Origin of the sequence: Stenotrophomonas geniculata, from assembly GCF_034508895.1 — a bacterium.
In the GTDB taxonomy this organism is placed as follows: domain Bacteria; phylum Pseudomonadota; class Gammaproteobacteria; order Xanthomonadales; family Xanthomonadaceae; genus Stenotrophomonas; species Stenotrophomonas geniculata.
Map to the genome: position 1 here is coordinate 849,018 of NZ_CP140571.1, position 17,151 is coordinate 866,168.

General features: G+C 67.1%; 19 protein-coding genes. 10 read left to right on the forward strand and 9 right to left on the reverse strand.

The features are described 5' to 3' along the window. The first annotated feature begins 484 nt into the window (after window positions 1-484). From RI032_RS04025 to RI032_RS04050, 6 genes are all read left to right on the forward strand, one after another. The gene (locus tag RI032_RS04025) at window positions 485-877 is read left to right on the forward strand and encodes a PTS sugar transporter subunit IIA (protein ID WP_010483657.1); all 393 of its coding nucleotides are present in this window, start codon (window positions 485-487) and stop codon (window positions 875-877) included. Further along, the gene (locus tag RI032_RS04030; RefSeq protein WP_005408385.1) at window positions 870-1,139 is read left to right on the forward strand and encodes an HPr family phosphocarrier protein; all 270 of its coding nucleotides are present in this window, start codon (window positions 870-872) and stop codon (window positions 1,137-1,139) included. The genes RI032_RS04025 and RI032_RS04030 overlap by 8 nt, the downstream gene beginning before the upstream one ends. A 2-nt stretch (window positions 1,140-1,141) precedes the next feature. Then, window positions 1,142-2,911: a phosphoenolpyruvate--protein phosphotransferase gene (gene ptsP, locus RI032_RS04035; protein ID WP_010483659.1), complete on the forward strand. Its 1,770-nt coding sequence runs from the start codon at window positions 1,142-1,144 to the stop codon at window positions 2,909-2,911. Between the two features lie 203 nt (window positions 2,912-3,114). Beyond that, window positions 3,115-4,476, forward strand: a complete 1,362-nt coding sequence (gene mgtE / locus RI032_RS04040; RefSeq protein ID WP_010483662.1) for a magnesium transporter — start codon at window positions 3,115-3,117, stop codon at window positions 4,474-4,476. 59 nt (window positions 4,477-4,535) lie between these two features. Next, window positions 4,536-4,802 carry a hypothetical protein gene (locus RI032_RS04045; RefSeq protein WP_010483664.1) on the forward strand — a complete coding sequence of 89 codons (267 nt, stop codon included), beginning with the start codon at window positions 4,536-4,538 and terminating at the stop codon, window positions 4,800-4,802. A 71-nt stretch (window positions 4,803-4,873) separates the two neighbouring features. Beyond that, on the forward strand, window positions 4,874-5,671 hold the full coding sequence (locus RI032_RS04050; protein WP_322547896.1) for a carboxylesterase family protein: 798 nt from the start codon (window positions 4,874-4,876) through the stop codon (window positions 5,669-5,671). A gap of 150 nt (window positions 5,672-5,821) precedes the next feature. On the opposite strand, the gene RI032_RS04055 is transcribed toward RI032_RS04050, so the two are convergent. The 4 genes from RI032_RS04055 to RI032_RS04070 all read right to left on the reverse strand — a co-directional run bounded on the left by RI032_RS04055 (window position 5,822) and on the right by RI032_RS04070 (window position 8,413). Further along, window positions 5,822-6,262 carry an REP-associated tyrosine transposase gene (locus RI032_RS04055; RefSeq protein WP_134958875.1) on the reverse strand — a complete coding sequence of 147 codons (441 nt, stop codon included), beginning with the start codon at window positions 6,260-6,262 and terminating at the stop codon, window positions 5,822-5,824. A 134-nt stretch (window positions 6,263-6,396) separates the two neighbouring features. Continuing rightward, on the reverse strand, window positions 6,397-7,347 hold the full coding sequence (locus RI032_RS04060) for an aspartate carbamoyltransferase catalytic subunit (protein ID WP_019337122.1): 951 nt from the start codon (window positions 7,345-7,347) through the stop codon (window positions 6,397-6,399). Window positions 7,348-7,362: 15 nt separating this feature from the next. Beyond that, on the reverse strand, window positions 7,363-7,854 hold the full coding sequence (gene ruvX, locus RI032_RS04065) for a Holliday junction resolvase RuvX (protein WP_322547897.1): 492 nt from the start codon (window positions 7,852-7,854) through the stop codon (window positions 7,363-7,365). Then, window positions 7,847-8,413: a YqgE/AlgH family protein gene (locus tag RI032_RS04070; protein ID WP_005408377.1), complete on the reverse strand. Its 567-nt coding sequence runs from the start codon at window positions 8,411-8,413 to the stop codon at window positions 7,847-7,849. The genes ruvX and RI032_RS04070 overlap by 8 nt, the downstream gene beginning before the upstream one ends. Window positions 8,414-8,504: 91 nt before the next feature. Between RI032_RS04070 and RI032_RS04075 the strand changes: the two genes are divergently transcribed. Next, complete coding sequence (locus tag RI032_RS04075; RefSeq protein ID WP_322547898.1) at window positions 8,505-10,292, forward strand: DUF4153 domain-containing protein; 1,788 nt, start codon at window positions 8,505-8,507, stop codon at window positions 10,290-10,292. Beyond that, entirely contained in the window at window positions 10,289-10,834 is a 546-nt protein-coding gene (locus tag RI032_RS04080; protein ID WP_071306280.1) for a DNA-3-methyladenine glycosylase I, read from the forward strand. The genes RI032_RS04075 and RI032_RS04080 overlap by 4 nt, the downstream gene beginning before the upstream one ends. A gap of 85 nt (window positions 10,835-10,919) precedes the next feature. Here the strand turns inward: RI032_RS04080 and RI032_RS04085 are convergent, their stop codons facing one another. Together RI032_RS04085 and RI032_RS04090 are read right to left on the reverse strand one after the other, a co-directional pair. Next, a complete protein-coding gene (locus tag RI032_RS04085) occupies window positions 10,920-11,627 on the reverse strand; it encodes a YitT family protein (protein WP_029379885.1) in 708 nt (235 codons plus the stop codon). Window positions 11,628-11,737: 110 nt separating this feature from the next. Then, on the reverse strand, window positions 11,738-11,950 hold the full coding sequence (locus RI032_RS04090) for a DUF4287 domain-containing protein (protein WP_049410257.1): 213 nt from the start codon (window positions 11,948-11,950) through the stop codon (window positions 11,738-11,740). A gap of 93 nt (window positions 11,951-12,043) precedes the next feature. On the opposite strand from RI032_RS04090, the gene RI032_RS04095 reads away from it, so the two are divergent. Continuing rightward, window positions 12,044-12,940 (forward strand): LysR family transcriptional regulator, encoded by an 897-nt coding sequence (locus RI032_RS04095; RefSeq protein WP_043398312.1) that lies wholly within the window; start codon window positions 12,044-12,046, stop codon window positions 12,938-12,940. 42 nt (window positions 12,941-12,982) lie between these two features. Here the strand turns inward: RI032_RS04095 and RI032_RS04100 are convergent, their stop codons facing one another. The 3 genes from RI032_RS04100 to RI032_RS04110 all read right to left on the reverse strand — a co-directional run bounded on the left by RI032_RS04100 (window position 12,983) and on the right by RI032_RS04110 (window position 16,368). Next, window positions 12,983-13,966 carry an aldo/keto reductase gene (locus RI032_RS04100; protein WP_164191942.1) on the reverse strand — a complete coding sequence of 328 codons (984 nt, stop codon included), beginning with the start codon at window positions 13,964-13,966 and terminating at the stop codon, window positions 12,983-12,985. Window positions 13,967-14,088: 122 nt separating this feature from the next. Next, the gene (locus tag RI032_RS04105) at window positions 14,089-15,183 is read right to left on the reverse strand and encodes a PilT/PilU family type 4a pilus ATPase (RefSeq protein WP_049410297.1); all 1,095 of its coding nucleotides are present in this window, start codon (window positions 15,181-15,183) and stop codon (window positions 14,089-14,091) included. Between the two features lie 147 nt (window positions 15,184-15,330). After that, window positions 15,331-16,368 (reverse strand): type IV pilus twitching motility protein PilT, encoded by a 1,038-nt coding sequence (locus RI032_RS04110; protein WP_006422551.1) that lies wholly within the window; start codon window positions 16,366-16,368, stop codon window positions 15,331-15,333. Between the two features lie 87 nt (window positions 16,369-16,455). Between RI032_RS04110 and RI032_RS04115 the strand changes: the two genes are divergently transcribed. After that, window positions 16,456-17,133, forward strand: a complete 678-nt coding sequence (locus RI032_RS04115; protein WP_228355123.1) for a YggS family pyridoxal phosphate-dependent enzyme — start codon at window positions 16,456-16,458, stop codon at window positions 17,131-17,133. Window positions 17,134-17,151: the final 18 nt, after the last annotated feature.

The following is a 17,151-nucleotide window of genomic DNA, read 5'->3' on the forward strand; positions in this document are numbered from 1 at the left end:
GCTGCGCCCGGCACCCGCCGGTAGTGCCGGCCGCTGGCCGGCAACAGCAAAAGCAAAAGCAAAAGCGGCATTCCGTGGGATGGCGGGGCGATGTGGGCAGGCAGGACACGCCGTGAACCCCGCTCCGCGGTCCGGCCCAGCCGCTGGCGGCTGGGCGTTCGGGCGCTTGCGAAGCAGTGCTTCGCAAGCAAAGCGCCCTCACCCCTGGGGGCTCGATGGCGCCATCCATGGCGCCAACGGTCCTGCCTGCCCACACCGCCCCGCCTCTGACAGATTCCGTGTGCTGTTGGTGGGTGTCGACCTTGGTCGACACGGTAGATCCACGCCATGCGTGGATGAGTCCCGGTCAGGCATCGAAAAACGCATGGGGTCGGATCCCTTTTCCAGGGGAAAAGGGCTCTGACCCTGGCAACACTGAATACGGGACACAGTGCCCCTCTCCTGCTGCTATCGCCAATTCACCTTGACCTGTTAACGTGCAGTAATGACCTGTGGCATTCTCCTCGTAACACATCCCGGGGTCGGGACCGCCCTGCTTGACGTGGCGACCCGGCTCCTGCGGCAGTTGCCGCTGAAAACCGAAGCTTTCGAAGTACCGTTCGACGCAGACCTGGATGCTCTTCTCCCGCTTGCCTCGGCCGCTCTGCGGCGGGTCGATGGCGGTGAAGGTGTGCTGATCCTGACCGACCTGTACGGCGCCAGCCCCGCCAACCTTGCCGGGCAGCTGGCCCGTCTGGGGACCCCGGTTCGCCGGGTGTCGGCGCTGAGCCTGCCGATGTTGCTGCGGGTGATGAATTATCCGGAACAGGGACTGGATCAACTGCCCGCCACAGCCGCGGCGGGTACCCGTAATGGAGCGATAGTCGACGATGCTTGAACGAGAACTCACCGTGAGCAACCGCCTGGGCCTGCATGCCCGGGCCACCGCCAAACTGGTGCAGACCCTGGCGCCGTTCCGCTGCAACGTGACCATGGCCGCCAAGGGCCGTGAGATCAACGCCAAGAGCATCATGGGCGTGATGCTGCTGGCCGCCGGCCAGGGCACCCCGGTCACGGTGCGCATCAACGGCGAGGACGAAGCCGCCGCGATGGAAGCGGTGGTCGGCCTGTTCGAACGCCGCTTCGACGAGGACAGCTGAGCGTGCCGCGCGCGCGTGCCGCCCAGGTCCCTTCCAGCCAGCGGCCGGTACAGCTGCTGGCCGGGCACGGTGCTGCCCGTGGCGCGGCGATGGGCCGGGCACGGGTGCGCCTGCCGCATGCGCTGGAAGTGGCCGAGCAGCGCATCGCCGCCCATCAGATCGAGGCCGAACTGGCCCGCCTGCACCGGGCGGTGGATGCCGCGCGCACGGAAATGCACGAGCTGCGCCAGCGCCTGCATGGCGCCTTGAACCAGGAAGTGGGCGAGTTCCTCGACCTGCATGCCCTGCTGCTGGACGATCCCGAGCTGTTGTTCGGGCTGGACGAACTGATCCGCAGCGGCCCCTACAGCGCCGGCTATGCACTGCGCCTGCAGCGTGACCGCCTGGCCAAGGTCTTCGATGGCATGGACGATGCCTATCTGAAGAGCCGCATGGACGACCTGGACCATGTGATCGGCCGCATCCACGCATTCCTGCAGCCCGAACGGCCGCCGGTGATGAAGGGCCTGGCCGGGGAGATCCTGGTCTGCGACAACATCGCCCCGTCCGAGCTGGCGCAACTGCAGGCGCAGGGCGTGGTCGGCATCGTCACCGCCGCCGGCAGCGCGCTGTCGCACAGCGCCATCTTGGCGCGCAGCCTGCACCTGCCCCTGATCGTCAACGTGCCGCAGCTGCTCAGCCGCATCGCCGATGGCGACGTGCTGATCATCGATGGCGCCGACGGCAGCATCACCGCCAACCCGCAGGCCGACAACCTGCGCGACTACCGCGCGCGCCTGAAAGAGCATGCGCGCGAGCAGCGCGAGCTCGGCCGCCTGCGCAGCAAGCCCAGCCGTACCCGCGACCAGGTCGACATCGCGCTGCTGGCCAATGCCGAATCGCTGGAGGACGTCACCCAGGCACATGCGCTGGGCGCGCAGGGACTGGGCCTGTACCGCACCGAATTCCTGTTCCTGCAGCGCAACGAGCTGCCGGACGAAGAAGAACAGTTCCAGACCTACCGCGATGCCGCATTGGGCATGAGCGGGCGACCGGTCACCATCCGCACGCTCGATCTGGGCGCGGACAAGGCCGACCGTACCGGCCTGACCCTGAGCAATGAAGAGAACCCGGCCTTGGGACTGCGCGGCGTGCGCCTGTCGCTGGCACGGCCGAAGGTGGCCGACACCCAGCTGCGCGCGATCCTGCGGGCCTCGGCCTACGGCAAGCTGCGCGTGCTGGTGCCGATGGTCAGCACCCGCGAGGAACTGCTGGCGGTGCGCCGGCGCATGCTCAAGCTGACCGAACAGCTGCGTGGCGAAGGTCACATGGTGTCCGACCATGTGCCACTGGGGGCGATGATCGAGGTGCCCGCTGCGGCGTTGGCACTGGAGAGCTTCATCGACCTGGTCGACTTCCTGTCGATCGGCACCAACGACCTGGTGCAGTACCTGCTGGCCGCCGACCGCAACAACGAGGCACTGGGCGAGCTGTATTCGCCACTGCATCCGGCCGTGCTGCGGCTGCTGCAGATGGTGATCGAGACCGGTGCGCGGCATCGCATCCCGGTGGCGGTCTGCGGTGAGATGGCCGGTGATGCGCGGATGACGCCGCTGCTGCTGGCGCTGGGCCTGAGCGAGTTCAGCCTGCACCCCGGCACACTGCTGGAGGTGCGCCGCGCGATCCGCGAGGCCGACCTGGCCACGCTGCGTGCGCGCGCACCGAAGCTGCTGGCCGCACGCGACCGCCGCGCCATCGAGCGCTGGCTGGCGCTGGTGGCCGAAACGGCCTGAGCGCCAAGGGCAGTGCCGGCCGCTGGCCGGCAATCGCCGCCATCGAGGTCCGTGAGGTTGCCGGCCAGCGGCCGGCACTACCATCGGCCGCCATGCGTGGCGGCTATGCGTTGAAACATCCCCTTGCGATAATGACGCGCTGAACACCCCTGTTGCCGCATCCTTGCCGGGATCGCGGCTTTTCTTATCCCGCGGGAGCTGCGATGGCTGAAGCTGTACGCCACGACAAGACTGCACGCCAACTGCGGATGCTGTCCGACGCACTGGACAGCGGTCGGCTGGGCCCGGTGCGCCGCCTGGTCAACACCCTGGCCCCGGCCGAGATCGGCAACCTGCTCGAATCGTTGCCGCCGGGCAAGCGCGAGGTGGTGTGGGGCCTGGTCGATCCGGAAGATGACGGCGAGGTGCTGGTCCACGTCGGCGACGACGTGCGCGAGAGCCTGCTCGCGGACATGGACCCGGACGAAATCATCGCCGCGGTCGAAGACCTGGACATCGACGACCTGGCCGACCTGGTCGAAGACCTGCCGGACACGGTCATCGACGAAGTCCTCAAGTCGATGGACCGCGAGAACCGCGAGCGCCTGGAGCAGGTGCTGTCCTACCCCGAGGACAGTGCCGGGCGCCTGATGAACCCGGACGTGGTGACCGTGCGCGCCGACGTCAACGTCGACGTGGTGCTGCGCTACCTGCGCCTGCGAGGCGAACTGCCCGACCACACCGACCACCTGTTCGTGGTCAGCCGGCGCCATCAATACCTCGGCCGGGTGTCGCTGGCGGCACTGGTGACCCACGAGGACACCACCCCGATCAACCGCCTGATCGACGACGAGCAGCCGGCGATCGATGTCGGCGAAAGCGACCAGGAGGTCGCCCGCCAGTTCTCCGACCATGACTGGATCTCGGCGCCGGTGGTGGACGACAACAACATCCTGGTCGGCCGCATCACCATCGATGACGTGGTCGACATCATCCGTGGACAGGCCGAGCACCAGGCGCTGGGCGCCGCCGGCCTGGACGAGGACGAAGATCTGTTCAGCCCGGTCTGGCGCGCCATGCGCCGCCGCTTGATGTGGCTGTCGGTCAACCTGTGCACGGCGTTCCTGGCCTCCAGCGTGGTCGGCCACTTCGAGGGCACCATCGACAAGCTGGTGGCGCTGGCGGTGCTGATGCCGATCGTTGCCGGCCTCGGTGGCAACGCCGGTACCCAGGTGCTGGCGCTGATGGTGCGCGGCCTGGCGCTGGGCCAGGTGGGCGCCTCCAACGCGCGCACCCTGTTGTGGAAGGAGGTCCGGGTTGCGCTGTTGAACGGTGTGATGCTCGGCTCGGTGCTGGGCCTGATCGTATTGGCCTGGTTCCATTCACCCGGTCTGTCTGCGGTGATCGCCATCGCGCTGACCTGCAACCTGCTGTTCGCAGCGCTGGCCGGCGTGCTGGTGCCGCTCACACTGAAGCGCTTCGGCTTCGATCCGGCGCTGGCCAGTGGCATCTTCCTGACCGCCGTGACCGACTCGATGGGCTTCTTCACTTTCCTCGGCCTGGCCACCCTGGTGCTGCTGCACTGACCGCATCAAGGATCGGGCCCCGCCACGCGGGGCGCTGACCCCACCCAACGGGAACACCCATGGCAACAACGATCGAAAACTATTTCCAGCCCGGCTGGCGCGACCAGCAGCACACCTGCCCGGCCTGCGAATGGAAGGGCAGCTCGCGTGCCATGGAGATGGAGCTGGACGAGGACGCCACCGAGTACGACTGCCCGGTCTGCGAGAATCCGCTGCTGGTGGTGCTGCATCCGGACATGGCACAGGTGCAGGCAGCTGCCGCCGAAGGCAACGCCGAGGCACAGGAGCAGTTGGACATCATCGCCAGTTTCCCGCGTCCGCAGTGACGCGGCGCACGATGCCTCATTGACGTGCGGCGGACTACGATGCGGCCATACCTGCCGCTTCGGGAATTCCCATGGTCCGTTCGATGTCGCGCTGGCTGCCACTGCTGGCCCTTCTGGTGATGAGCGGTTGCACTTCGCTGCCGGACAGCGCGCGTGGTCGCTTCGAGGCACGTGCGGTGAAGGTGGAGGGGGAGACCGTCTACTATCAGGTGTTCATTCCGACCGGCGTGCAGGCCGCCGCTTCCACCCACCTCCCGGTCATCCTGTTCCTGCACGGCTCCGGCGAGCGCGGTGCCGATGGCGTCAAGCAGACCTACGCCGGGCTGGGGCCTTACCTGCGCGAGCATCCCGACTTCCCCGCCCTGGTGGTGTTCCCACAGGTACCGGGCCATGAGGAATGGAGCGGCCGCAACAACCGTGCGGCAGTGGCCGCACTGGACGCCACGATCGCCGAATTCGGCGCCGACCCGGCACGGCAGTACCTGACTGGCATGTCGATGGGCGGCTACGGCAGCTGGAACATCGCGCTGGACGACCCGCGCCGCTTTGCCGCGATCGTCCCCGTGTGCGGCGCGGTACTTGCACCACGCGCGAAGCGCCCAACCCTGTTCGTCGAGCAGGTCGCCCAGGAAACCGATCCGTATGCCGTGATCGCGCAGCGCCTGCGGCACACGCCGATCTGGATCTTCCACGGCGCGCTGGACGACGTCGTGCCGCCGGACGACGACCGCAGGCTGCACGCCGCCTTCCAGAGCGCCGCTGCACGTGACGTGCGCTATACCGAGTACCCCGACGGCAACCACAACGCCTGGGATGCCACCTATGCGGACCCGGCAATGTGGGCGTGGCTGTTCGCGCAGAAGCGCTGAGCCACAGCTTCCGGTAGCTGCCCACCAGGGTTGGATCCTGGCTCCAGTGGCTGTCTATCCTGGTTGGATCCTGGTTTCGGTGGGTGCCAACCTTGGTTGGCACTATCTGTCCGCCCCCATGAACTCCGCCTTGGCAGAACCTTCGAGTTCTCACTGACACCACGCATGCGGGTACTGGCCAAGTTGCGTTGCCAGCCCCACCCTGATCGGATTCGCCATCACATACATCGCGTGCCGGAACAGCGATTCATCAGAGCGGATTGCATGATCGTGATAGCAGGACTGCCAGAAGCGCCCCCCCCTGCCCAGTACCCTGTTTGCGTGCACGGCCGTACGCGACTTGAAGCGCTTCATGACAACGTCGAGCGATGCCGCGCGCAGTTGCATCAACCAGTGGATGTGATCCGGCATGACCACGTAGGCAATCGAATGGGTCAGACCTTCCAGATCCAGACGCCGGAACTCCTGCATGGCGGTATCCGCAACGTCGTCGTTGGCGAACAGTGCCGCCCGGCCATGCACGTTCGTTGTGAGGATGTAGCTCTGGCCAATAGTGGAGTGACGGCCTAGCAGGAGGCGGGCGCTGTTCATGCAGAAGAGCATGGGCGGGCGCATGTTCCCTGAATATCGGGAAATCACCTTCGCCCGGGTAGGGCAGTGCCAACCAAGGTTGGCACCCACCAGAACAACAGCGCCAACCAAGGTTGGCGCCTACCAAGCGGGGATCAGCCCAGCAGGGTTTCCAGCACGGCCATGCGCACGGCGACCCCGTTGGCGACCTGGCGCAGTACCCACGACTGCGGGCCGTCGGCCACTTCGTCGGTCACTTCCACGCCGCGGTTGATCGGGCCCGGGTGCAGCACCGCCGCATCCTTGCCGGCGCGGGCCAGGCGCTCGGTGGTCAGGCCGTACTGCGTGTGATACTGCTCCAGCGACGGCACCAGGCCTTCTTCCATGCGCTCGCGCTGCAGGCGCAGCATCATCAGCGCGTCGACGCCTTCCAGCATCGCGTCGAAATCATCGCCGACCACGCAGCCCTTCAGGGTCTCGTCGTCCGGCAGCAGCGACTGCGGGCCGCAGACGCGGATCTCGCCTACGCCCAGCGTGCGCAGCGCATGCAGGTCGGTGCGGGCCACACGCGAGTGCTTCACGTCGCCGACGATCACCACCTTCAACTTCGAGAAATCCGGGCCCTTGGCCTGGCGCAGGGTCAGCATGTCCAGCAGGCCCTGGGTCGGGTGCGAACTGCGGCCGTCACCGGCGTTGATCAGTGCAGTGCCCTCGCCCGCCGCCTCGGCCAGTGCGGCCACGGCGCCATCATCGGGGTGCCGCACCACGAAGCCGCGCACGCCCATCGCTTCCAGGTTGCGCAGCGTGTCGCAGGCGGTTTCGCCCTTGCGCGTGGACGAGGTCGAGGCATCGAAATTGAGCACATCGGCGCCCAGGCGCTGCGCGGCCAGCTGGAACGAGCTGCGGGTGCGCGTGGACGGTTCGAAGAACAGCGTGCACACCGCAGAACCGGCCAGCACGTGGCGCTTGTTGCCGACGCGACCGACCGCGGCATCGCGGATCTGCCCTGCCCGGTCGAGCAGCTGCAGCAAGGTCTCGCGCGGCAGGCCCTCCAGGGTCAGCAGGTGGCGCAGGCGTCCGGAGGCATCGATTTGCTGGGCGGTCATGGCGGTGTCGGGCAGTCAGGGAATGGGGGTGGCGTCGTCGGGGGACGACAGCCAGCGGTCGATGATCACCGCCGCGGCCACGGCATCGAGGGCGGCCGCATCGCGGCGGCGCTTGCGCCCTTCGGCGCGCTCGACGGCGAAGCGGCGGGCGGCCTCGAGCGAGCTGGAACGCTCGTCGATCATCACCACCGGCAGCTTGAAACGTTCCCGCAGCTGGCGGGCGAAGCCCTGCGCACGCTTGCGGTTGGGCTGGTCCTGGCCGTCCAGGGTCAGCGGGTCGCCGACCACCAGGCCATCGGGCTTCCATTCCTTGAGCAGGCGCTCGATCGCGGTCCAGTCCGGGCCGTTGCCGTGCACATCGACCACGGCCACCGCGCGCGCATGCGCGGCGAAGGCACTGCCGATAGCCACGCCGATCCGTCGCGAGCCGACATCGAAACCCAGAACGGTGCCATCACGGCGGATCGCCGGGGCAGGAACCGGTGCGGGCGCGACCGGCTCAGACATGGCCGCTGTAATCCGTCAGCCGGAACAGGTCCACGCCGATACGCGAGGCCGCACCCTGCCAGCGCTGCTCCAGCGGCAGCTGGAACACCAGTTCGGCATCGGCCGGCACCGTCAGCCAGCTGTTCTCGGACAGCTCGCTTTCCAGCTGCCCTGCGCCCCAACCGGCACAGCCAAGGGTGACCACGGCATTGGCCGGGCCTTCGCCGCGCGCCATCGCTTCGAGGATGTCGCGCGAGGTGGTCAGGTACAGGCCGTCGCCCACGGTCAGGCTGGAATCCCACGCCCGCGCGTCGTCATGGATGACGAAGCCGCGCTCCGGATGCACCGGGCCGCCGTTAAGCACCATGCGCGCCTGCAGGTCGCCATCACCGGTGGTGATGTCCATCTGTGCAAGCACTTCACCCAGCGTGTACTCGGAAGGCTGGTTGACCAGCACGCCCATTGCGCCGTTCTCGTCGTGCTGGCAGATCAGCGCGACGCTGCGGGCAAAGGTCGCGTCGAGCAGCGACGGCAGCGCGACGAGCAGGTGATCGGCAAGGGAGGTCGGCGTTACAGGCATGGGCCCATTCTACCTGCTGGGGGCGGGATGGTCGCGCGATGGCGCCGAACCGCGATGGGCTAGGATGGTGCTTTGCCATGGAAGGTCATCGATGCAGTCTTCATCGCCCCTGACCCTGCCGGCACGCAGCGCCATCGTCCTGATCGCCCTGCTGCAGGGTCTGATGCTGTATGCCGCGCAGGAACTGTCCGATGCCTGGCCGTTCCGCGATATCGGCTGGCGCTACTGCTGGTACGCCTGGGTGCTGGCCATCCCCAGCGCAGTGGCATTGAGCCTGGTCGAGCTGGGCCAGCGCCGCCTGTGGCTGCAGGCGGTGCTCGGCTCGGTGGTGGTGCTGGCGTTGGCCGCCTGGATCGGCTGGAACCTCAACGGCGAGACCGCGCTGGAGTCGGGCGCGCTGCAGTTCCCGCTGACCCTGGGCATGGCGGTGGCGGTGTTCGTGGCCCTGCCCTGGTGGCAGTTCCAGTTGCAGCACGGGCATTGGCGCGCCAGCTATCCGGAGCTGTTCGAGCGCGCCTGGCAGAACGGTCTGACCCTGGCCCTGGCGGCGCTGTTCACCGGGCTGACCTGGCTGCTGCTGTGGTTGTGGGCGGCGCTGTTCCAGCTGCTGGAGGTGACGTTCTTCCGCGACCTGTTCCGGCAGGACGCGTTCATTGCGCTAGCCACCGGCAGCCTGGCCGGGTTCGGCGTGCTGATCGGGCGCACCCAGCACCGCGCGATCCAGATCACCCGCCAGGTGCTGTTCGCGATCTGCCGCGGGCTGCTGCCGCTGCTGTCGTTCATCGCGGTGCTGTTCGTGCTGAGCCTGCCGCTCACCGGGCTCGAGCCGCTGTGGAAGACCCGCTCGGCCGCCAGCCTGCTGCTTGTGCTGTCGCTGTTGCTGGTGACGTTCACCAATGCGGTCTACCAGCAGGGGGAAGACAGCGCCCCCTACCCCCTGCTGCTGCGACGCCTTGTTGAAGCCAGCCTGCTGGCGCTGCCGGTCTACGCGGCGCTGGCACTGTACGCGCTGGGCCTGCGCGTGGTGCAGTACGGCTGGACCGTGGACCGGTTCTGGGCAGTACTCGTCGCGTTGGCCGTGGCCGGTTATGCCGTGGGCTACGCGCTGGCGGTGCTGCGCCGGCAGGGGCGCTGGTTGCAGATGGTGGAGCCGGTCAACCGCTGGATGTGCTGGGCGGTGCTGGCACTGGCATTGCTGGGCAACTCGCCGCTGCTGGACCCGGTGCGGCTGACCCTGTCCAGCCAGCTGGCGCGGCTGCGCGCGGACCCGCCGGCGATCACCAGCAGCGACGTCAACGTGCTGCGCTTCGATCTTGGGCGCCGTGGCGTGCAGGCGCTGCGCGAGCTGCAGCGTGATCCGGCCATCACCGCCGATGCCAACGCGCCACAGGTGATCGCGGCAGCGCTGGCACGCACGTCACGCTGGGACGACGGACAGCGCCTCGACAAGGGGCCGCAGGACGTCGTCGCCCTGCAGCGCGCGCTGAAGCTGGCCAAGGGATCCAGCTCGCCACCGGACGATTGGTGGCAGGCACTGGCCACGCGCGCGATCAATGGTGAATCCTGCGCCCAGAGCGAGCGCGACTGCCTGATCGTGCATCGCGACCTGGACGGCGATGGCACCGGCGAAGTGCTGCTGTGCGAGCTGTACACCCACCGTGGCCCCGACTGCGTGCTGTACGCACGTGGCAGGGATGTCCGGTGGCGCCGGGCCGGTTCGCTGTTCGGCACCGTCAGCGGCCAGGCCGAGGCGATCAACCAGGCCCTGCGCGATGGCGAACTCACTCTCGAACCGCCGCGCTGGCCGATGCTGTCCATCGGCGGGCGCCCTGCGCTGGCCATCGATCCCGAACCCGAATCCAACGAGTCTTCCCCATGAGCGGCTACTGCCTCATCGCCCCGGGCCATCCGGTGCACGACTACTACCACGCCAACGAATACGGCTTCCCGCAGCGTGACGAGCGCGAACTGTTCGAGCGGCTGGTACTGGAGATCAACCAGGCCGGGCTGAGCTGGGAAACGATCCTGAAGAAGCGCGAGGGTTTCCGCGCGGCCTATGACAGCTTCGATGTGGACCGCGTGGCAGCGTATGCCGAGCAGGACATCGAACGCCTGCTATCGGACGCGGGCATCATCCGCAACCGGCTGAAGGTGCTGGCGGCGATCCACAACGCGCAGGTGATCCAGCAGCTGCGGGCCAGCCATGGCAGCTTCGCGGCGTGGCTGGATGCGCATCACCCGCTCAGCAAGGCCGACTGGGTGAAGCTGTTCAAGAAGACGTTCCGCTTCACCGGCGGCGAGATCACCGGCGAATTCCTGATGAGCCTGGGCTACCTGCCCGGCGCGCACGCCGAGGATTGCCCGGTGCATGCGCGGCTGCTGACGCTGTCGCCGCCGTGGCTGCAGGCCGCCGTACGTTGAAGGACGGCCGCCGGGCATGGCCCGGCGCTACCGGAACCGCCACGTAGTAGCGCCGGGCCATGCCCGGCGAACGCGGAGAGCGCGATCACACGCCCATGTAGCGGCCGGGGCGGTGGTTGAACATCAGCACCAGGCTGAGCACCACCGCGCCGATGGCCGAGTACAGCACCTTCGACGGCGACAGCACGAAGAACGCGGCCACCATCAGGCAGGCGTCGTAGGACATCTGCACCTTGCCCGCGCTCCAGCCACGGGTGCGCTGCAGGTACACCGCCAGTATGCCGATACCGCCGAGGCTGGCACGGTGACGGATGAAGAACAGGATGCCCAGGCCGGACAATGCGCCACCGACGATCGCCGAATACAGCGGGTGGATGTGCGAGAAGTCGATCCAGCGCGGCAGCAGGTCGGTCAGCACGCCACAGGCGGTGACCGCGGCGAAGGTCTTCAGGGTGAATTCCCAGCCCATGCGCCGCACCGCCACCCAGTAGAACGGCAGATTGACCAGCACGAACACCACGCCGAAGTTCCAGTCCAGCGCGTAATGCAGCAGGAAGGCCATGCCGGCCATGCCGCCGATCATCAGCCCACTCTTGGCGAAGATGGCCAGGCCCAGCGAGGCCACCATCGTGGCCAGCACCATGCCCTGCACATCCTCGGCGATCGAGTGGCGCAGCGCTTTTTCGTCGGCGGTGGTACCGGCGCTGTCGGGCGGCGGGGTCAGCGGACCGGCGGTGACCAGGTGGCCGTCAGCGTCGTCGCACGGCGCGGGGCCATGGGAGGGAAGGGACATACGGATGGGGAACAGCAGGTGGGGAGCGGTATTAGACACGATCTGCATGACAGTTGCAGATGAAATCGTTCAGCTGAATGCGCCCCAGCCCGCCCTCCGCCGGCCGCCGGTCACCCCTTGCCGGCCAGATGGTGCGCCACCAGCGCGTTGGCGTGCCCATGGCCCAGGCCGTGTTCGCTCTTCAGGAAGCTGACCAGTTCCATGTGCTTGAGGCCCTTCTTTTTCGACAGCAGGCCGAACCAGTGCGCCACCGGCCGCCCGTAGGTCTTCTCGATGGAGGGGAAGTACGAGGCAGGGCCTTCGGGCTTGGTGTCAGTGCTCATGCGGAAGCTCCTTGCATTGGATGTACCGGTACGACGAACCGGGGAGCCGGAAATCGACGGATCCGTTCAATCCGGGAGCCGTATCATCCCGTCATGCCCCGCGAAAATCTCAACGACCTGCAGGCCTTCGTCCACGTTGCCCGCGAGGGCAGCTTCACCAAGGCCGCCGCCCAGCTGGGCATATCCCAGTCCGCGCTCAGCCATGCCATGCGCGGCCTGGAACAGCGCCTCGGCGTGCGCCTGCTGACCCGCACCACCCGCAGCGTCTCCACCACCGAAGCCGGGGCCCGCCTGCTCGATACCCTGGGCCCGCGCCTGGCCGAGATCGAGGATGGGTTGGCCGCGCTGGCCGAGTACCGCGAACGCCCGGCCGGCACCATCCGCATCAATGCCACCGGCCACGCCGCCGAGTACATCGCATGGCCACGGCTGGCGCCGCTGCTGCAGCAGTATCCGGATTTGAAGGTGGAACTGGCCGCCGACTACGGGCTGGCCGACATCGTGGCCGAGCGCTACGACATCGGCATCCGCCTCGGCGAGCGGCTGGCGCGCGACATGGTCGCTGTGCCGATCAGCCCGCCGCTGCGCATGCGCGTGGTCGGCGCGCCCAGCTACTTCCGCCAGCATGTGGTGCCACGGCATCCGGACGAGCTTGCAGGCCACAACTGCGTGACCCTGCGCCTGCCCACGCATGGCGGGCTCATGCCGTGGGATTTCGGCCAGGATGGCAACGAACTGAGCGTGCGCGTCACCGGCCAGTGGACCTTCAACACCATGGGCATGACCCGCGCCGCTGCGCTGGCCGGCAGCGGATTGGCCTGGCTGCCGGAAGACCAGGTGCAGCCGATGCTGGACGATGGCCGGCTGCAGTCGGTGCTGGACGACTGGTGCCCCCACTTCGATGGCTACTACGCGTACTACCCGTCGCGCCGCCACGTCACCGTGGCGATGCGCACGGTGCTTGATGCGCTGCGTGGGCCGATGGGGTGAGGGTCAAGGAGTGCGGACCAACGGTCCGCACCCGCCGGGTGGTCAGCCCTTGGCCTGCGCCGCACGCTGCGCGTTGTAGCGCTCGCCGACGATCGACACTTCATCCAGCGCCTGTGCGATGCGCTGCAATTCCTCCGGCGCCAGCTGCAGGTTGGCCGCGCCCAAGTTTTCTTCCAGGCGGTGAACCTTGGTAGTGCCCGGGATCGGCACGATCCACGGTGCCTGCGCCAGCAGCCAGGCCAGGGCCACCTGCGCCGGGGTCGCTCCCCGCGCCGCCGCGATCGTGCTGATGCGGTCCACCAGCGCCTGGTTGGCGCGGCGTGCTTCCACTTCGAAACGCGGCACGGTGTTGCGGAAATCGTTGGCGTCGAAGGTGGTATCGGCGTTGATCGCACCGGTCAGGAAGCCGCGGCCCAGCGGACTGAACGGCACGAAGCCGATGCCCAGTTCCTGCAGGGTCGGCAGCAGCTCGCGCTCCGGTTCCCGCCACCACAGCGAGTACTCGCTCTGCACGGCGGTGACCGGCTGCACTGCATGCGCGCGACGCACGGTGGCGGCACTGGCCTCGGACAGCCCGAAGTGGCCGACCTTGCCCTCGGCGATCAGGTCGCGCACGGTACCGGCCACGTCCTCGATCGGCACGTTCGGGTCGACGCGGTGCTGGTAGAACAGGTCGATATGGTCGGTACGCAGGCGCTTGAGGCTGGCTTCGGCCACGGCACGGATGTTCTCCGGGCGGCTGTCCAGGCCGGCATCGGTGCGCGCATCCTTGAAGCCGAACTTGGTGGCGATCACCAGCCTGTCGCGGTAGGGTGCCAGGGCCTGGCCGAGCAGGTCTTCGTTGGTGTACGGGCCGTACACCTCGGCGGTGTCGAAGAAGGTCACGCCGCGCTCGACGGCGGCGTGCAGCAGGGTAATGCCCTGGCCCGTTTCGACCGGTTGGCCGTAGGCATGGGTCAGGCCCATGCAGCCCAGGCCCAGGGCAGAAACCTTCAGGCCGCTGCGACCGAGTTCACGTGTCTGCATCGTCGTGCTCCAGAGAGGGGAGCGCTGACGATACGCCTGCAGGGGCGCTGGATTGAACCGACTGCATGGCAGTCGGTCATGACTGGAATTCATCAATCCGGTCGCGACCGAAGCCAGCCAGGTCACCGGATCTCGGAGATCTCCACGCCATCCAGCCCCTGCGACAGGGTGCGCGCGTCACCGCCCTGGCTGAGCTTGATGCGCAGGCGCACCTCGTTCTGCGAATCGGCGTAGCGCAGTGCGTCCTCGTAGCTGATCTCACCGGCCTGGTACAGCTCGAACAGGCTCTGGTCGAAGGTCTTCATGCCCAGCTGGACCGAGTCCTTCATCACTTCCTTCAGCTTGTGGATCTCGCCATCGCGGATGTAGTCCTGCACCAGCGGCGTGCCCAGCAGGATCTCCATCGCCACCTTGCGCGAGCGGCCATCGGGCGAAGGAATCAGCTGCTGAGCGACCACGCCTTTGAGATTCAGCGACAGGTCCATCAGCAGCTGGTTGCGGCGGTCTTCCGGGAAGAAGTTGACGATGCGGTCCATCGCCTGGTTGGCGTTGTTGGCATGCAGGGTGCACAGCACCAGGTGGCCGGTTTCGGCGAACGCGATGGCATGGTCCATGCCTTCGCGGGTACGCACTTCGCCGATCATGATCACGTCCGGCGCCTGGCGCAGGGTGTTCTTCAGCGCCGCTTCCCAGCTGTCGGTATCGATGCCGACTTCACGCTGGGTGATGATGCAGCCCTCGTGCTTGTGCACGAATTCGATCGGGTCTTCGATGGTGATGATGTGGCCGGTCGAGTTCTGGTTGCGGTAACCGATCATCGCCGCCAGCGACGTTGACTTGCCGGTGCCGGTGGCACCGACGAACAGGATGATGCCGCGCTTGGTCATCGCCAGCGTCTTGATGATCGGCGGCAGGCTCAACTCTTCCACGGTCGGAATGCGCGTCTCGATGCGACGCAGCACCATGCCCACCTGGTTGCGCTGGTAGAAGCAGCTCACGCGGAAACGACCGACACCGGACAGGCCGATGGCGAAGTTGCATTCGTGGGTCTTCTCGAATTCCTCGCGCTGCGCCGGGGTCATCACGTTGAGGACCAGGTCGCGGCTCTGCTGCGGCGTGAGCGGGGTCTGCGTGATCGGCGAGATCTTGCCGTTGACCTTCATCGCCGGCGGCATGCCCGCAGTGATGAACAGGTCCGAGGCGCGCTGGTGCGCCATCAGCTTGAGGAACGAAGTGAAATCGATGGTGGTCGCGGTGGTGTTCACGGCAGGCTCCCGGAAAAGCGGTTTACCAAGTAACGGTCGGTGGAGGAAACAACACGGAGCGGCCGTGCCATTGCACGCGCCGCCCGTGGCTGCCCCGCCTTACTCGAACAGGCGCTTGTCCTTGGCGTAGTCGCGGGCCTGGTTGCGGGTGATCAGGCTGCGCTTGACCAGGTCCTGCAGGTGCTGGTCCAGGGTCATCATGCCGTACTGCTGGCCGGTCTGGATGGCCGAATACATCTGCGCCACCTTGTCCTCACGGATCAGGTTGCGGATGGCCGGGGTGCCGACCATGATTTCCCACGCAGCGGTACGACCGCCACCAACCTTCTTCAGCAGCGCCTGCGAGATCACGGCACGCAGCGATTCGGACAGCATCGAGCGCACCATCGGCTTTTCGCCGGCCGGGAACACGTCGATGATGCGATCGATGGTCTTGGCCGCTGAGCTGGTATGCAGGGTGCCGAACACCAGGTGGCCGGTTTCCGCGGCGGTCAGTGCCAGGCGGATGGTTTCCAGGTCACGAAGTTCGCCGACCAGGATGATGTCCGGGTCCTCACGCAGTGCCGAGCGCAGTGCTTCGTTGAAACCATGCGTATCGCGGTGCACTTCGCGCTGGTTGATCAGGCACTTCTGCGAGGTATGCACGAATTCGATCGGATCCTCGACGGTGAGGATGTGGCCGTATTCGTTCTTGTTGATGTAGTCGATCATCGCCGCCAGCGTGGTCGACTTGCCCGAGCCGGTCGGACCGGTCACCAGGATCAGGCCCTGCGGCTGCTGGATCACTTCGCGGAACAACGGCGGGCAGGCCAGGTCCTCAAGGGTGAGCACCTCGGACGGAATGGTACGGAACACCGCACCGGCACCGCGGTTCTGGTTGAACGCGTTCACACGGAAGCGCGCCAGCGACGGAATCTCGAAGGAGAAGTCCACTTCGAGGAATTCCTCGTAATCGCGGCGCTGCTTGTCGGACATGATGTCGTACACCAGCGCATGGACCTGCTTGTGGTCCAGGGCTGGGATGTTGATCCGGCGAACGTCGCCGTCCACGCGGATCATCGGCGGCAGGCCTGCGGACAGGTGCAGGTCGGACGCTTTGTTCTTTACGGAAAACGCCAACAGCTCGGCGATATCCATGAGCGGCTACTCCCCAATAACGGCTTCGACTGGAAGGATCTTTCCCCGGGCGGCAGTATAGCCTCCTGATTCAACGGAACGCGTTACGTGGCCACTCCCCTGCCCCAGATCCTGAGCAACCTGCATGCCGCCGCCGAGGCCGCGGGCAGGCCCGATCCACGCCTGCTGGCGGTGTCCAAGACCCAGCCGGCCGAGGCCGTGGCCGCGCTGGCCGCACAGGGCCAGCATGCCTTCGGCGAAAACTATGTGCAGGAAGCGCTGGCCAAGATGCAGGCGCTGCAGCACCTGGCGCTGGAGTGGCACCTGATCGGCCACCTGCAGTCGAACAAGGCCGATGCCGTGGCCACCCACTTCGACTGGGTACAGAGCGTGGACCGGCCCAAGCTGGTAACGGCGCTTGCGCGCCATCGCCCGGCCGCGCGCGGCCCGCTGAACGTACTGATCCAGGTCAACATCGACGACGAATCCAGCAAGCATGGCTGTGCACCGGAGGAAGTGGATGCACTGGCCGTGGCAATTGCCGCCGAACCCACCCTGCGCCTGCGCGGACTGATGGCGATTCCCGCGCCATGGCCCGAGGCCGAGCGCCGTCGGGATGCATTCGTGCGCATGCGCACACTTTTCCAGTCGCTGGCTGCCCAGCACACGCAGATCGACACGCTGTCGATGGGCATGAGCAGCGACTACGCCGAAGCCATCGCCGAGGGTGCCACCCTGGTGCGGATCGGTACCGCACTGTTCGGCGCGCGCCCGCGCCCAGCCTGACTTTCCAAGGAGCTTTCC

Excerpts from the sequence above, each read along its gene's own strand:
- RI032_RS04085 (WP_029379885.1), bottom strand. The coding sequence starts at position 11,627 with ATGTCCCTTCCCTCCCATGGCCCCGCGCCGTGCGACGACGCTGACGGC.
- RI032_RS04070 (WP_005408377.1), bottom strand. The coding sequence starts at position 8,413 with ATGCCTGTAACGCCGACCTCCCTTGCCGATCACCTGCTCGTCGCGCTG.
- RI032_RS04075 (WP_322547898.1), top strand. The coding sequence starts at position 8,505 with ATGCAGTCTTCATCGCCCCTGACCCTGCCGGCACGCAGCGCCATCGTC.
- RI032_RS04030 (WP_005408385.1), top strand. The coding sequence starts at position 870 with ATGCTTGAACGAGAACTCACCGTGAGCAACCGCCTGGGCCTGCATGCC.
- RI032_RS04110 (WP_006422551.1), bottom strand. The coding sequence starts at position 16,368 with ATGGATATCGCCGAGCTGTTGGCGTTTTCCGTAAAGAACAAAGCGTCC.
- RI032_RS04095 (WP_043398312.1), top strand. The coding sequence starts at position 12,044 with ATGCCCCGCGAAAATCTCAACGACCTGCAGGCCTTCGTCCACGTTGCC.
- RI032_RS04060 (WP_019337122.1), bottom strand. The coding sequence starts at position 7,347 with ATGACCGCCCAGCAAATCGATGCCTCCGGACGCCTGCGCCACCTGCTG.
- RI032_RS04100 (WP_164191942.1), bottom strand. The coding sequence starts at position 13,966 with ATGCAGACACGTGAACTCGGTCGCAGCGGCCTGAAGGTTTCTGCCCTG.
- RI032_RS04045 (WP_010483664.1), top strand. The coding sequence starts at position 4,536 with ATGGCAACAACGATCGAAAACTATTTCCAGCCCGGCTGGCGCGACCAG.
- RI032_RS04090 (WP_049410257.1), bottom strand. The coding sequence starts at position 11,950 with ATGAGCACTGACACCAAGCCCGAAGGCCCTGCCTCGTACTTCCCCTCC.
- mgtE (WP_010483662.1), top strand. The coding sequence starts at position 3,115 with ATGGCTGAAGCTGTACGCCACGACAAGACTGCACGCCAACTGCGGATG.
- RI032_RS04050 (WP_322547896.1), top strand. The coding sequence starts at position 4,874 with ATGGTCCGTTCGATGTCGCGCTGGCTGCCACTGCTGGCCCTTCTGGTG.
- RI032_RS04080 (WP_071306280.1), top strand. The coding sequence starts at position 10,289 with ATGAGCGGCTACTGCCTCATCGCCCCGGGCCATCCGGTGCACGACTAC.
- ruvX (WP_322547897.1), bottom strand. The coding sequence starts at position 7,854 with ATGTCTGAGCCGGTCGCGCCCGCACCGGTTCCTGCCCCGGCGATCCGC.
- RI032_RS04105 (WP_049410297.1), bottom strand. The coding sequence starts at position 15,183 with ATGGCGCACCAGCGCGCCTCGGACCTGTTCATCACTGCGGGCATGCCG.
- RI032_RS04055 (WP_134958875.1), bottom strand. The coding sequence starts at position 6,262 with ATGAACAGCGCCCGCCTCCTGCTAGGCCGTCACTCCACTATTGGCCAG.
- RI032_RS04025 (WP_010483657.1), top strand. The coding sequence starts at position 485 with ATGACCTGTGGCATTCTCCTCGTAACACATCCCGGGGTCGGGACCGCC.